At 42.0% G+C, this 13,127-nt stretch carries 16 protein-coding genes; 15 read left to right on the top strand and 1 reads right to left on the bottom strand.

Going from position 1 to position 13,127, the window contains the following annotated elements:
- Positions 1-31: 31 nt before the first annotated feature.
- From HMPREF1536_RS00830 to HMPREF1536_RS00775, 9 genes are all read left to right on the top strand, one after another.
- Positions 32-334, top strand: a complete 303-nt coding sequence (locus HMPREF1536_RS00830) for a hypothetical protein (protein WP_004323452.1) — start codon at positions 32-34, stop codon at positions 332-334.
- Positions 335-516: 182 nt separating this feature from the next.
- Entirely contained in the window at positions 517-846 is a 330-nt protein-coding gene (locus tag HMPREF1536_RS00825; RefSeq protein WP_004323450.1) for a hypothetical protein, read from the top strand.
- Between the two features lie 14 nt (positions 847-860).
- A complete protein-coding gene (locus HMPREF1536_RS00820) occupies positions 861-1,121 on the top strand; it encodes a hypothetical protein (protein ID WP_004308737.1) in 261 nt (86 codons plus the stop codon).
- Between the two features lie 697 nt (positions 1,122-1,818).
- Positions 1,819-2,199, top strand: coding sequence for a single-stranded DNA-binding protein (locus HMPREF1536_RS00810; RefSeq protein ID WP_004308735.1), 381 nt, complete (start codon positions 1,819-1,821; stop codon positions 2,197-2,199).
- Positions 2,200-2,686: 487 nt separating this feature from the next.
- On the top strand, positions 2,687-3,214 hold the full coding sequence (locus HMPREF1536_RS00805; RefSeq protein ID WP_004323448.1) for a hypothetical protein: 528 nt from the start codon (positions 2,687-2,689) through the stop codon (positions 3,212-3,214).
- A gap of 464 nt (positions 3,215-3,678) precedes the next feature.
- The gene (locus HMPREF1536_RS00795) at positions 3,679-3,993 is read left to right on the top strand and encodes a hypothetical protein (protein ID WP_004323447.1); all 315 of its coding nucleotides are present in this window, start codon (positions 3,679-3,681) and stop codon (positions 3,991-3,993) included.
- Positions 3,994-4,411: 418 nt separating this feature from the next.
- Positions 4,412-4,912, top strand: a complete 501-nt coding sequence (locus tag HMPREF1536_RS00785) for a DUF4313 domain-containing protein (RefSeq protein WP_004323445.1) — start codon at positions 4,412-4,414, stop codon at positions 4,910-4,912.
- A 491-nt stretch (positions 4,913-5,403) separates the two neighbouring features.
- On the top strand, positions 5,404-5,658 hold the full coding sequence (locus tag HMPREF1536_RS00780; RefSeq protein WP_004323443.1) for an LPD11 domain-containing protein: 255 nt from the start codon (positions 5,404-5,406) through the stop codon (positions 5,656-5,658).
- A gap of 471 nt (positions 5,659-6,129) precedes the next feature.
- Positions 6,130-6,810 carry a DUF1281 family ferredoxin-like fold protein gene (locus HMPREF1536_RS00775; RefSeq protein WP_004323442.1) on the top strand — a complete coding sequence of 227 codons (681 nt, stop codon included), beginning with the start codon at positions 6,130-6,132 and terminating at the stop codon, positions 6,808-6,810.
- Between the two features lie 368 nt (positions 6,811-7,178).
- Here HMPREF1536_RS00775 and HMPREF1536_RS00770 read toward each other — a convergent pair whose 3' ends face one another.
- Positions 7,179-7,823 carry a recombinase family protein gene (locus HMPREF1536_RS00770; protein WP_004323440.1) on the bottom strand — a complete coding sequence of 215 codons (645 nt, stop codon included), beginning with the start codon at positions 7,821-7,823 and terminating at the stop codon, positions 7,179-7,181.
- A gap of 234 nt (positions 7,824-8,057) precedes the next feature.
- Here HMPREF1536_RS00770 and HMPREF1536_RS00765 point away from each other — a divergent pair, with 234 nt between their 5' ends.
- From HMPREF1536_RS00765 to mobV, 6 genes are all read left to right on the top strand, one after another.
- Entirely contained in the window at positions 8,058-9,107 is a 1,050-nt protein-coding gene (locus HMPREF1536_RS00765) for a hypothetical protein (RefSeq protein ID WP_004323439.1), read from the top strand.
- Positions 9,108-9,124: 17 nt separating this feature from the next.
- On the top strand, positions 9,125-9,571 hold the full coding sequence (locus tag HMPREF1536_RS00760; protein WP_004323438.1) for a hypothetical protein: 447 nt from the start codon (positions 9,125-9,127) through the stop codon (positions 9,569-9,571).
- A gap of 10 nt (positions 9,572-9,581) precedes the next feature.
- The gene (locus tag HMPREF1536_RS00755) at positions 9,582-9,977 is read left to right on the top strand and encodes a hypothetical protein (protein ID WP_004323437.1); all 396 of its coding nucleotides are present in this window, start codon (positions 9,582-9,584) and stop codon (positions 9,975-9,977) included.
- Positions 9,974-10,531: a hypothetical protein gene (locus tag HMPREF1536_RS00750; protein WP_004323436.1), complete on the top strand. Its 558-nt coding sequence runs from the start codon at positions 9,974-9,976 to the stop codon at positions 10,529-10,531. The genes HMPREF1536_RS00755 and HMPREF1536_RS00750 overlap by 4 nt, the downstream gene beginning before the upstream one ends.
- A gap of 24 nt (positions 10,532-10,555) precedes the next feature.
- The gene (locus HMPREF1536_RS00745) at positions 10,556-11,416 is read left to right on the top strand and encodes a hypothetical protein (protein WP_004323435.1); all 861 of its coding nucleotides are present in this window, start codon (positions 10,556-10,558) and stop codon (positions 11,414-11,416) included.
- 206 nt (positions 11,417-11,622) lie between these two features.
- The gene (mobV, locus tag HMPREF1536_RS00740) at positions 11,623-13,080 is read left to right on the top strand and encodes a MobV family relaxase (protein WP_004323434.1); all 1,458 of its coding nucleotides are present in this window, start codon (positions 11,623-11,625) and stop codon (positions 13,078-13,080) included.
- Positions 13,081-13,127 lie beyond the last annotated feature (47 nt).

Raw genomic sequence — 13,127 nt, 5'->3', positions numbered from 1 at the left:
GGGAAAGTAACAAACTTAAAACTTGGTATTTATGGCAAATTATGCAACCAACATTTTCCACGCAAGAACGGAAAATAAAACAGACCTCGACAAAATAGAGGCTTTCTTGGATGACACTTTCAGCGAATTTACCAATCGATATGGTGATAGTGTAGATGCAGAATTTTCCTCTCGTTGGGTGTATCCAGAAGAAGAAATCAAAAAATTGGTAGAATCGTTGGAGGACAAAGATAAAGTCTATATCAAGATTCTAACCTATGAATTTGAAGACGAGTACGTGAGCTTTAGAATATTCTCTCAGGGAGAATGGAAGGTCAAATTAGTAACTGAATGAGTAGAAGAAGATAAAGTAAAATTATGGTCTATCCTACACTTTGCTTATTCTATAAGAGACACACGGATGGAACGATTGTCGGTGATTTCGACAACAAAATCACTGTTCGTTTCATCTGTGGCAAAGAGAGAGTATTAAATACTGTGATGAAGTAATTTTTACAATTTTACAACATAGAAACCATGACACAGATAGCAATGAAATTCGTCCAATGGGATGTGCCCGAATTGGAAAAACTGAAAGATAGCAAGGTTTACAAATTACGGGAACGTCTTGATAATGGCGACAAGTTGAGTCGGGAAGAAAAGAACTGGCTCACCCGCAATGTGAAAGAGTGCTGCCATTTCAAAAGAGGTATCGCTTTAATGGGCTACCGTTTTGACTTCTCCGATGTTCTCAAACGGTATTTCGTGAAACAACATGGACATATTGCCGAATATTATGCCATTGACAAAACCGCACTACGTTCTGTCCTATATGGTCGAATTGAAGATATAATCGAAGTACAATAAAAATCAAAAGAAGCATGAAAGTAACAATTGAACACAGCTTTTGCCCCTATTGTGACGAGGTAACTGAACTTTATTTCCGAATCATTAACACGATTCTTTTTTCTGGCAATGAGGCGGAATTGCGTGAAAGCATGAGACAGTTGGAGAAAAAAACTCCACTTGATGAATATTTCACATACGGTTACGGTGCACGACACCTTTGGGTTTGCCAGCGACGTCCCAGCGACAAAACCAAAATATTCGAGCATCGTATTATGATGGTTGAATTTCAATGACACCTTGGACAAATATCATCGACTGGCTGGAATGGAATCACCCATTTCAGCCTTACTTCCATTTTCCTTTTATAACTTTTTCTTTTGGCTGCGCCACTCCCTTTTGTAGAAACCAGCCATTCGCACAAAGCGAATTGGAAACCACTTTGTGAAAAGTCTGGTTCTTCCTGCCGTTTTTCCTTCCAGTTCCATTTTTTTTCGATGCGGATATCACTATCCTCCAAGGATGGGCTACCTACGCTTCTGTCCACTCTTGGCTGACACATTCCTTATGCAGTGGCCTTTTTTCTGATTGGATGGTATTCTGTTTGTTACAGTCTCAATTCAAGCCAGGCATGTCTCGCTTTGGCTTTGCTATTCTTCACTGACTTTCGGACGGATGTCTCGCCTTTGTGCCGACATTTGGATTTGCTCTTTTTCCTTATCATTACCGGTTTACTTGTTTCCCATTTTCCATAATCGCTTTTTATCGAAGCAATCATCATTTTTCCTCTGCAAAGATAGTATGCCGACGGGAACGACATGGTTGTCTTGACCAATGGCGTAGCCGCTTCAATCTTCCTTTATCGAGCCTTCGATTTTACCTGTGGCTAAAAATAAAGCGTATTGACGCGCTATCCTTGGTGCATCCCTTAAACGACATCTACTTTTTAGGCAGTGTAAAAATTGATTTAATAACTTCTAAAAGCAATTCAACATGAAAAAGATTGAAAACAATTTCACAGTAACCGGATTCTTAGGTAAAGACGCTGAAATCCGAGAGTTCACCAACAGCAGTGTCGCACGTTTCCCATTGGCCGTAAGCCGTCAGGAAAGGAATGCCGAGGAAACCAACCGCATTTCAGCCTTTATGAATATTGAGGCTTGGCGTAAAAACGAGAATACTGGGTCATTCGACCAACTGACCAAAGGTACGATGCTCACCATTGAAGGCTACTTTAAGCCTGAAGAGTGGACCGACAAGGTCGGTGTGAAGCACAATCGTGTTGTTATGGTGGCTGTCAAGTTTTATCCTCCTATCGAAAAGGAGGATGTTCCTGAAAAGCCGGTAAAGCCCGTGAAAAAAGGCAAAAAATAATTCTTGCCTTATCATGAACAAAGCGATCTTTTGGTCGCTTTTGTTTTGCTCATGACCGGATTAATACGCATCATACTTTTATAAGTGACTGTTGCGATGCCAAGCTCCAAATGAAATCTTCACCCGGTAATACTGTTATACTTAGCTCCACTTGATGAACAGGCAGATTACGATTTTCAATAGAAAAAAGAAGACTCTCTCAATTCCATACCTCTGAGCAGCTTTCCAGTCCCTCTTATAACCATATTTCTTCCCAAAAGTGAGGTTACGTCCGCCGTCCATTAATTTTACAGTGCGAAGTTAAGTCGGACGTGAACCTGCAAGGCGCGTTTCATTTGCAGTCAATGCCGTTCAAATGAAATCCTTCGGATTCCGCTTCCTCCTTGCATTGTTCCCTTCTTCCGCCTTGTGGTTTGCACGTAAAATCAAATCCCACCGGACGAGGTAAAAGCCTCTGAAGGGAAGGGAAAATAAAAAATTAGAATGTATGAAACAAATAATTTGGTCAAGTGATGCTCTATTGGATGAAACAGCAAGAGAGTATTATCAAAATTTCAAGCGAGAAGAACTGGACGATGATGCCTACAAGGTCAGCGATGAAGAGTGGTCGGACGAAGTGTATAATGAATTGGGGGATGAGCGGCAGAACCTAAACAAGGATGTCAATGGAGTCATTATTGCATTTGGAGATTTAGGATTGTGGAACGGACGCAAACAAGGCTATCAAATTTTGGGTGACAACATTGCCGGGATATTACAATCTACCCAGTATGATGCAGAGTGGTACGGTGACGGCTACGATATACGAGGCCGTATGTCGCACCATGATGGCACGAATTATGTTTTGTACCGTGTCGCTGAAAATCGTGACGACGCAGAACAGATTGCCGCAAAAATCTACAACTATGAAATTGACGAGAATGGTTTTCGCCAAGTTACACGTTCCCTCCACCCCTATGTGGCCGCAGTGTATGGCTGGAAAACTCTACAGGACAACCTCGTTCAGGTAAAATAGCCTGTAACCTGTACTTAAACAAATGCCGTAACGCTTTCTCAAGAGGCTGTTACGCACTTGTGTTTTATGCCGTATATATTCTGCATAAAATGTGGTGGGAAACTATTCCTTTTTACACATTTATGAATGTTCCCGCCCAACTGTTGTAGGTGGCCGCTTGTGCCAGTTTCCTTTTTTAGACTCCGGCCCTCCTTTATAGCCCCATCCAGCTACCCCCTATATTTCTATCCCGCAAGCCTGGTTATTTCCCTGCAAAATTCGATTGCCGGCTGTCCGTCCTGTCAAGGACCGCTGACACTTGCTGCTGTAAAATCTTCCTCTCCGAAATATCGAAGAGTGTATTTTCCGCATCCTCCTTGCCCGTTCTGGCCGCCAATCCCGTGGGCAGAAAAATAATCAACCTTTCGGTACAGGAAGTATCGAAGGGAAATAAATAAAATATTAATCTTAAAATTTGAGGCATTATGACATTCAGAGAATTTATGTTAGAGAACGGTTATGAATTGCAAACAACCTTTTGGAATGATTTTTCCATTGCTGACCGATTTGGTCTTTCGGCGATACAGGACACTTTCAACCGTGCTTTTAAGGAGTGGAAAGAGAACTACAAGTATCTCACGGAACTGGTTTTAGTGCTTAACCATAAGATATGGCAGTATTATGAAACAAGGCCGGAAATTGCGACATTGTATAATACCCTTTGGGCACAAGCCAGTCAATATGCAATGGAGTATCTGGAAGATGACGAGCTAAGCTATTATTATGATGTAACGGATTAAATGTCCCAGCTCCTCCCACAGGAACAAAAGAAAGCCGGCTTTTGTCGGCTGCTCTTTGTGGTCATTCCCTTTTTTATCACTCCGTTTTACCCTTGTATAAAACGAAATTATTTCGTTTCAGGCTGCTACCAGTCAGGACTTGTTTTTTCCTGTGCAAAGGTATTGCCACGGAAAAACATTCAAGTACCGCTACGCTATTTGAACACAATTTTTCAGTAGCTTTCCCGATTTTCAATCGCTCAAATGTCGTATACGCTCCATACCGCAACTGTAAAAATTCTGTCCAAATTCCTTGCCTGCTTTTCCTTAAAGGCAATCTTGAATGCACGTAAAAATCAAATCCCGACTGGAGAAGCCTAAAAGCTTCCGAAAAAAGGGAAAAAAAGAACATGATGTTTAATAGCTAAATTTTAAAAGTATGGAAATTCAATTTGTGATTGTTCGTTCAGAAAATGCAGAGTATTTGTGTCACAATGTAAATGGAACGTATGTGGATGTCAGTGACCCATCAACAGAATTTGTTTCTGGAGAGGATGATTTTCGCTTGGTAGATCCGGACAGCTCCCTAACGCGGAAAGAATACGAGTTTCGTGGAGAACGCTTTTATCTCATGCCTCAATTTTATGGCAATGGCTGGTTAGCACTTACTTTGCAAAGTGTGGAAGATGAAACAGAGTATATCGTGCTATCCGTCAATTTGGAGAGCATGGATGCACTCGATTTGCCAGACCGTACATTTATTGATGTGAATCATTATCCGGATGCAATGGAGTTTCTGGAGACAAATAATTTAGCGACCTATTCAGGTTACAAGCGTAGAAGCGGATTTGTGGAATATCCAATGGCGGTATTGAATCTTCCTTTGCTTTATCAGCACGCCCCGCAGATTTTCCAAGAGGCGAATATCGAATGTTTTTAAATGGTTTTCTGAAAGTATGGTACTGATGACTACCAAAGAGATACCGTATCGGTTAAATCCTATCGGTATGGTATCTTCTTTTGCCCGAAGACAGGTGGCATCCCCCCTTTTTTACAGATTGCTCCGTGCCCACTTTTTTAATTTCCTTGTTTCCCTTTTATAGCAGCGTAACTGCCTGCTTCTCTTTTACAGCCCTTATGTAATGAATGTTGATGTTTCCTGTCGTTATCCAGACTTTCGCCCGGTCTTGTTTTCGTGTGCAAAATTACGGCGAACGAACGCTATCCAAGTATCGCTACGCTATCCGAAATGAAATTTGACGTAATCTTCCTAAATCATAGATTTCGGTATTCATAAAATTTCATTTCCGATTCCTTGCACTGCGTTCCTGCTTCGTCGTTTGGGACGCACATGAAAAACAACCCTTCCGGCAAAGTCGAAAGACTTGAAAAAAGGGAAAATAAAAAACTTAATTAAAAACGAAAACGAGTATGACAATAGAAGAAGTATTACAGCACGATTTAAAATTCAGATATATGTTATTGGGTCGTTTGCAAGCCGACTGTGAATATTATCTTGGCTTTGGAAACAAAAGTTCTCGTCGTTTGTGGGCTGGTTCTGAAAAGACACAAATTGAATACATGACGAAAATTCACGACAGCTTCCGAGAAAACGAAAAACCCGAATGGCTGACAATGGAGCAAATCAAAGAATACAGCAATGCTATGGGAGTAACACAAGAATAATTCAAAAAAAATACCGTAATGACCTTTAACGGAGGTGTTGCGGTATTACAGTATTACAAATAAGGGTCGGAGTTTGAGAACATACCCTCTTATAATTGAGAGGGTAATAATAATCCCTCTTTTATAATTATATCATTCTATTCCTTTTTTATATTTCTGCAAAAGGAATAGCATTCTTCTTTTATATTAATTATTTTTCATTTTATCTCCCATCTATTCTTCATCCTATCACCGGTTTGGTTTTATCAGATGCAAAGGTCGGCTATCGCGCTTGATCCTGCTACTTGAAGTGTATTTCTTACAAAATTCTTCCTTCCTGCGCAAGAGTAATTTGGCAAGAAAAGTTGCCGTATGAAGCTGTATCGACATCCGTTTACCGCATCCATAAATCCCAAAACGGTTCAATCAGTAAAGAACCGACAATATGGGAAATAAAAGTTAATACTAACCAATTCTTTAAACATTAAAATCATGCCTAATTATGTAACAAACCGTTTAGAAATAAACGCAGACAGAGAAACAGTACAAAATGTGATGGATTTCTTAAAAGGAAAAACAGATGAAGACAGTACGCCTTGCTATATTGACTTCAACAACATTATCCCTATGCCAAAGGACTTACTGATAGAAGCGTCCACTTCTGGGGAATTTGGTATGCAGTATATCATAGCACAGCAACGTAAACCGTTCAATTCACAGGACGACCTGAAAGTCATTCAATGGATGGAAATTCAGGAGGAAAAAGTCAGGGAAGAAGCATTACAACTTGGAATGACATATCTGAAAAACTGGGGAAAATACGGTTATCCTACTTGGTATGAATGGTCTATCGCTAACTGGGGTACAAAATGGAATGCCTTTAATCAGAATTTTGAAGAACCGAACGTGCTTTGGTTTGATACGGCTTGGGAAGGTGTGCCGCTGCTTATCCAAACACTCTCCGAAATATTTCCGGACGTCGAGTTTCAATATGCCTATGCGGATGAAGACCTTGGTTCCAACGTGGGCAAAGGGACTATCCGAAATGGAGAAACCGACATGACATTCCCCGATAGCGGAAGTAACGATGCCTTTGAAATTGTCTTTTTCGTAAAACCGGGATTAGAGGAATACTTGGAACTGACAAACGAGGGGTATAGGTGGAAAGCCTAAACATCTCCGGACAGACAATATCCGACATGTATTCAGGGTATATCTCAACCGATATATCCTGGACTCCTGTTGCCGGAAGCTCCGTTTATATTTATTCCATTCCACTTCCTTTTTACAATTTCACGCCTCTTGAACCAGTCTTTTTTGACCGTATTTACCCATCCCTTGGCTGGCCTACTTATCATCTTTGAAGCTGCTTTTACTGAAACCGCCAAACACGCCCTTCAAGAGCTTGCCGACAACCCAGAATACCAGCAATACAATTATAATATCTCCCATAAGTCTTACTTTTATAGTTTTAACAATAATAAAAATACAAAATAATAACCGAAAAACAAATATACGATCCTGATTATCTGAAAATTCTATCAGGAGTCACCTTCATTTGTTCCGTCCTCTTTCGGGTTCTGTTTGACACGCGGACCGCTGGTTTGGCCACGATCAAGTTTTACGCCATATTTATTGAGTATGCGCCAAATAGAACTTTTGCTGCTAAAACCGCTTGCAGCCCAAATGTCATCGAAAGAATGCCCGTTGATATACATATCCACGATTGTCTTATCTCGTTCAGCTTTAGGTAATACCTTCGGCACAGCCGGGGCTTTGATATTCTGGCGTAACTTCTCGACATGAGCGGAATATTTTCGTAGCGCGGCAATTTCTTCCGGAAATGCCCCTATTATCCACAACACATCGGCTGCTGTCGTACCGGGGAATAATTCACCGCGAGTATCAACTCTGTCATGAATGGATATGACACGTACAATTTTGATACGGCATAGTTCGATGAACGCGGCCAGTTCTCTTAAACCGCGTGCAGCATTGCTGAATTTGGATATGACTATTTCATCGCCCCTTTGAAGATTCGCCATAAGCTGTTTCCACATAGGTCTCAATGTTTCATGTTCAACTGTTTCCTCTACGATTTGTACACAACCATATCGCTGCATCCATTCTCTCTCAGCATCAAAACTGTCATTATTTTCCTTGAATATATAGCCAACTTTTGCCATTTTAATATACACTGTTTTGATAACAAGTGCAAATATAGCACTTTCATTTTAATCTAAAATCATATCGTGGCAAAAATCTCGCTAAATCCTTTTTTTAGCTTTTTTCTTGCACTTGTTTTCATTGATAATCATATTATTAATATGATACCAAAAATTATACTAAATGCGATATAAAAGGGCTTTTACAATAAAAATAATATATAGATTTGCATCGTTAAATATGAATTGTTAAATATGAAAATTTTAAAATCATACTACAAGACTCCATCATTTTTGACTGGAAGATGTATCGTTTCATTGGCCATATTGGGCCTGATATCATGCAGCGATAGAAATGGCAAATCATTGTCTGAAGCTACGAACGATCCTGCCGGAATATACAGGGAGTACTTGTACAATATACGACGTCAGAAAGATTCCTCATTTCAAGTATTGACCAAGCATATCCTACAATGGCAAACAGTAAAAGACTCTGTTTTTAGGTATCTCCGGAATGATACGCTCAGCCACCCCCATTCCAATCAGCGTGAAGAGTGTATCAGACTGCATGATTCTATCCGCACTGAGTTCTCACGCTTAGCCCTCTCAAAGACGCGTACTTATCAGGAACTTTTGGCTCTCAAAGGAGAGTTCTCACCTTATAACAATGATGAGGAACTGCATCATGCCGCTGGAGAAATCCGCCCGTTTTTCAACTCACTGGATAATCTTCCGCTTCATAAGGGTAACAAAGAGGAAATCCTTGCGGCTTACCGTATGTTACTGACCCGAACTATCCGTAACGGCATACATAGCCGCAATGAACTGATTACTTATATCACTAAAGAAGATGCTATATTCCGTGCGTTCCTCTCTCACTTGCACGATTTCGAAGGTGAGAGTATGGCTGACATCACACGTGGTACTGAACAGTGTTGTTCGCAGATATTCTTTGCCGCTGAGAGAAAGGAGATTACCTATCGGGAGGCTATGCTTTATTTGACAATGCGCACCAATCGTCGCCAAATACAAAATATGCAGATTTGTATAGAAGATGTTCGGAACAAAAAAATCAAGACTTCTTCGCAAGCACATGCTTATATATGGATGCTTATCCACCCTTATACTTCACTGGACGGATTCTCTATGACATTGCTTTCCGATAAAGAACGGAAACAACTTGACAGGATGGCGGCACAGACACCTGTGGCGTTCAAAACCTTGAGCCGAATCCTGCAATCGGAAAGTGGTCAACTGACTGAACTGCCAGGAATGCTTATGGATATTTTCATACAGACGCTCTAACAATATAAAAAATGAATATGTTACGACATTTTTTCAATGACTTTATGACATTTGTCCCTCTGCAACTACCGCAACTACTCGATGTGACGACAATGGAGGAAGCACAATTCTACGGTGACTACGCCCTACTGACCTTCCCGCTACGCGACCCTTACGATTTGGAGGAAGTGATGGATCTGTTTGAGGACGATATGGAGCTTATAACTCTCTACCACCACATCCCCACGCACGCTGACAAATTCAGGCATAGCACCTGTGCATACTCCAACCCGGCATTTGGACAGATGTTCAAGATGAATTGCAAGACAGATGCAGACGGTAAGGTAAATAGCATTCTTGTCACCATCTATGATTCTCTTGAGCAGATGTACGGCGAGCTGTGCCTTGATTTGGATCTTCATTCCAAAAGTGGCACATTCAAGTATAAGAAGAACAAAGACGATCTCTTGATGGATTTCCTTTAATGGTCATGTTATGCGGGACACACTATACCGACAAATGGTTTATTGGATTAGGGAATACCGGACATGGATAGAGGTTGTTGATGACAATTTCTATAAGGAGTATGCTTTGTCAAGAAACGGATATATCAATTACATTGTTTCCCGCACGTTGGTACTGCGGGCTTGCAAAGACAAAGGCTCATACGCCAAAGGCATGACATGGACAATTCCGGAACATAAACTGGATAAGGCATTGGCAGCCTACCGTAAGCAGGAGCATACGTTCAAGCAACGTATTAAGAAAGCAGCGATATACCTTTCACCGAGGGACGCCGAAGTTATCATCCTATTGGCCACCCACAATATTGTCCAATTAGAGTTGATGATATCCCCCATTCAAATACGCGAGAAACCCTATTATTTATGATTTGGAATATACTACAACTTATCTTCTGTATAACGCTTTTCGTATTGCCATTAGCATTGTACAAAAGCCACCGTTCTTTTATGGTAAGGTTCTACGATGCTATGATACACAGTGTAAAGGCTCGTAAACTATATGTACAGGTCGTATTGATTCTGCTATTGCTCTTCCACTATGTTTACATCAGCGGACATGTTGGCGAGTTCGGTGTTTTTCTTTCAACTGCTATCTGTGCCACTATATATTCATTTAGGAGAGCGGACAGATTGTTAAGAGGTTTATGTGACCGACCATGTATGTTTGTCATACTCTCATTGGTGGCTTTGGCCATCAGTTTTGTTCCACACTTGTACACAACGGCGGTAACTGCCGCCTATCTTCTTTTGGCTGCCCTGTTCTATCCCTCTGTTCGGGTTATGACCGAATTTCAGGACATAGGCATAATCTCTGAATGGATGAAATTCCCCAGACTATTAGCCGAAAGTTATTATGACCATCATCACGCGATATTGCCGCAAGATGCGGATAGCGGCAACACTGATATATCCGCACAATAGTAATAATTAAAAAATGAAATGAAAATGAAAACCAAGCAGAAAATAGCTGTCCCTATATTGGCAGACAGAGAAGTATTTGACTACCTCAAGGAGAAAGTCGGTGAACGAAAAACAAAGACAGAAGCCTTCTGTGATTTATTGGATAAATCTTTGGCAGGTTTTGTTTCCCCTTTTTTAAGGAACAAAGGCTACGAACTTCAACCCAACCAGTGCCACGTGACTGTTTCTGACCTTTCATCGGAATGGCATTGGCATAGGGCTACTGTCCGTTCTTTTTTGGATGTAATGGAAGAGTTCGGCTTGTTGAATCGCATCCGGCTTTCCAAAAGCGTCATCATTACCATGACTGTGCAAACCAGCCAATCCACGGAGTCTTGCAATGGACAGAAGAAGTTGAACCTTGCAGAACAGCTACGTGAGGCATTGTCCGATTGGATAATCGGCAAAGTGTCCCTTGACGAGATCGGAATCAAGTGTGAGCAACTTGTTCGTCGGGCAATGGATGAAGCTGGCATATGCGATAGCTGCCCATCTCCGGACAGTATCACTCGCATCAATCCGGCAGCGGATGATGATGAACGAGCTGTCAAGATTCGTATGGTAGCTTTGGAGTGCATTACATTTGCCGCTATACAACGGGCACTGCGTAAGTCGAGATTCGATGACAGTACAGAGTTTATGGACTACTTCCGATTGGAATTGTATGGGGACTGGACAGGACTTATTGCAACTTCGAAAGGTATTGCCGGGCTTATTCTTGATGTAGATAGGGATGAAAATTCCGATTATGATGAAGATGACAGGGAGTTCCTTAAAACGCTTTTTAAGCCTTTTCTGGCATTTGCGGCAAAGGCACAGGAGGCAACGTATCAGATTGGAGGTTGAAAACAGAATGTATAACCGCAACAATCCACTTTTGTATCCAGTGAAGCCCCCCTGCCAGTTATAGAAGGCATCCGGGCTTGCCCGCCTGCCACGAACAAAGGGAAGGGGGAGCCTAATACCCCACCTGCCTGACGTTGGTGGGAAGGGTGTCCGAACAAGCAGCAAGCTGGGACACGGTAGATTGTCCGAAACAATATGAAAAACGTATGGCAAATCAAAAACAGGTACTCGACGTGCAGGTGTCGAAAGGGATTACCACCGCCCAAAGTAATGAACATCTGCGTGACCGTAGTGAAAAGGCAGAGAAGTACGCTATGAGTAAGGGAAATTATGATCCTACGCGTAAACGGCTGAACTTCGAGATTGCGCCCGGAGGTAAAATACATCCCATCGACACAAGCCGTAGCATTCCCAAACGGATGGCGGACATATTAAGTCACCGTGGAATCAAAGATCCTAATGAGGGGCTGCTCGAACCAAAATACCGCACGGTGGTAAATATCATCTTCGGCGGTTCACGGCAGCGAATGCAGGAACTTGCTTTCGGTACGCAACAGGTGGACTTTGAAAAAGGTGCGGACAATACCCGCATCGAACGGAAGCGTGACATTGAACGCTGGGCCAAGGATGTTTATTCATTCGTTTGTGGCAGATATGGTGAGCAGAACATCGCTGCATTCATTGTACATCTGGATGAATTGAACCCGCATATCCACTGTACGCTTCTGCCAATCAAGGATAGTCGCTTTGCGTACAAGGAAATCTTCGCCGGTAAGGATAAGTTTGAATATAGTGCAAGAATGAAACAACTTCATACGGACTTTTTCGCAGAAGTCAATACAAAGTGGGGAATGTCAAGAGGAACAAGCATATCCGAAACGGGTGCACGGCACAGAACGACTGAGGAATACCGCCGAATGTTGTCTGAAGAGTGTACAACAATCGAGGATAATATCAAACTCCATCAACAGGTATTGGGTGAACTTCAATCAGACATCCGGTTGGCAGAACGCAGAGTCAAAGGGCTTACGACAATGGTTAGCAATCTTGAAAAGCAGAAAACTGAAAAAGAAACCTTGTTATCGGCAGCCGAGTACAATTTAAAAGAAAACAAAGGCAATGCGGCAGAATTGGCAATCCAAATACAAATGTTGGAAAAAGAGCTGCAAGGAATCATCAGACAACTGGCAGACAAGCAGGAAAAGTTGCAGACGGCTGACCGGCAACTCATCGAACTGAAAAAGGATATGGGAGCCATTGAAGAACGTACCGAAGAACTCAAAGAGGAGGCCTATCAATATTCCCGTGATGTACACTCCAAAGTGGATAGCTTGTTTAAAGACGTCCTACTGGAGAGTGTAATCAGCGAGTATCGTAACGCATCGGCACAAATGAATGTTTCAGAACGGCAGCTCTTTGACGGTTCACTGGTACAGTCTATCGCCGAGCGGGGTACGGAAATCATGCACTGTGCGACAATGCTATTTCTCGGAATGGTAGATGATGCCACTACATTTGCCGAATCACATGGTGGTGGAGGCGGAGGGAGTGACCTCAAATGGGGACGCGACGAGGACGAGGACAACCGAGCATGGGCACTTCGCTGTATGAGGATGGCGAGCCGCATGATGCGCTCGACTATCGGCAAGAAATCTAAACGGTAAATGGCATACGCCTTACACCAGATTAAAAGTATAACTAATGAAATCAT

The organism is Parabacteroides gordonii MS-1 = DSM 23371, assembly GCF_000969825.1.
GTDB classification, from domain to species: Bacteria; Bacteroidota; Bacteroidia; order Bacteroidales; family Tannerellaceae; genus Parabacteroides; species Parabacteroides gordonii.
This window is presented reverse-complemented; position numbering and strand designations above follow the sequence as displayed.

Excerpts from the sequence above, each read along its gene's own strand:
- HMPREF1536_RS00830 (WP_004323452.1), top strand. The coding sequence starts at position 32 with ATGGCAAATTATGCAACCAACATTTTCCACGCAAGAACGGAAAATAAA.
- HMPREF1536_RS00825 (WP_004323450.1), top strand. The coding sequence starts at position 517 with ATGACACAGATAGCAATGAAATTCGTCCAATGGGATGTGCCCGAATTG.
- HMPREF1536_RS00820 (WP_004308737.1), top strand. The coding sequence starts at position 861 with ATGAAAGTAACAATTGAACACAGCTTTTGCCCCTATTGTGACGAGGTA.
- HMPREF1536_RS00810 (WP_004308735.1), top strand. The coding sequence starts at position 1,819 with ATGAAAAAGATTGAAAACAATTTCACAGTAACCGGATTCTTAGGTAAA.
- HMPREF1536_RS00805 (WP_004323448.1), top strand. The coding sequence starts at position 2,687 with ATGAAACAAATAATTTGGTCAAGTGATGCTCTATTGGATGAAACAGCA.
- HMPREF1536_RS00795 (WP_004323447.1), top strand. The coding sequence starts at position 3,679 with ATGACATTCAGAGAATTTATGTTAGAGAACGGTTATGAATTGCAAACA.
- HMPREF1536_RS00785 (WP_004323445.1), top strand. The coding sequence starts at position 4,412 with ATGGAAATTCAATTTGTGATTGTTCGTTCAGAAAATGCAGAGTATTTG.
- HMPREF1536_RS00780 (WP_004323443.1), top strand. The coding sequence starts at position 5,404 with ATGACAATAGAAGAAGTATTACAGCACGATTTAAAATTCAGATATATG.
- HMPREF1536_RS00775 (WP_004323442.1), top strand. The coding sequence starts at position 6,130 with ATGCCTAATTATGTAACAAACCGTTTAGAAATAAACGCAGACAGAGAA.
- HMPREF1536_RS00770 (WP_004323440.1), bottom strand. The coding sequence starts at position 7,823 with ATGGCAAAAGTTGGCTATATATTCAAGGAAAATAATGACAGTTTTGAT.
- HMPREF1536_RS00765 (WP_004323439.1), top strand. The coding sequence starts at position 8,058 with ATGAAAATTTTAAAATCATACTACAAGACTCCATCATTTTTGACTGGA.
- HMPREF1536_RS00760 (WP_004323438.1), top strand. The coding sequence starts at position 9,125 with ATGTTACGACATTTTTTCAATGACTTTATGACATTTGTCCCTCTGCAA.
- HMPREF1536_RS00755 (WP_004323437.1), top strand. The coding sequence starts at position 9,582 with ATGCGGGACACACTATACCGACAAATGGTTTATTGGATTAGGGAATAC.
- HMPREF1536_RS00750 (WP_004323436.1), top strand. The coding sequence starts at position 9,974 with ATGATTTGGAATATACTACAACTTATCTTCTGTATAACGCTTTTCGTA.
- HMPREF1536_RS00745 (WP_004323435.1), top strand. The coding sequence starts at position 10,556 with ATGAAAACCAAGCAGAAAATAGCTGTCCCTATATTGGCAGACAGAGAA.
- mobV (WP_004323434.1), top strand. The coding sequence starts at position 11,623 with ATGGCAAATCAAAAACAGGTACTCGACGTGCAGGTGTCGAAAGGGATT.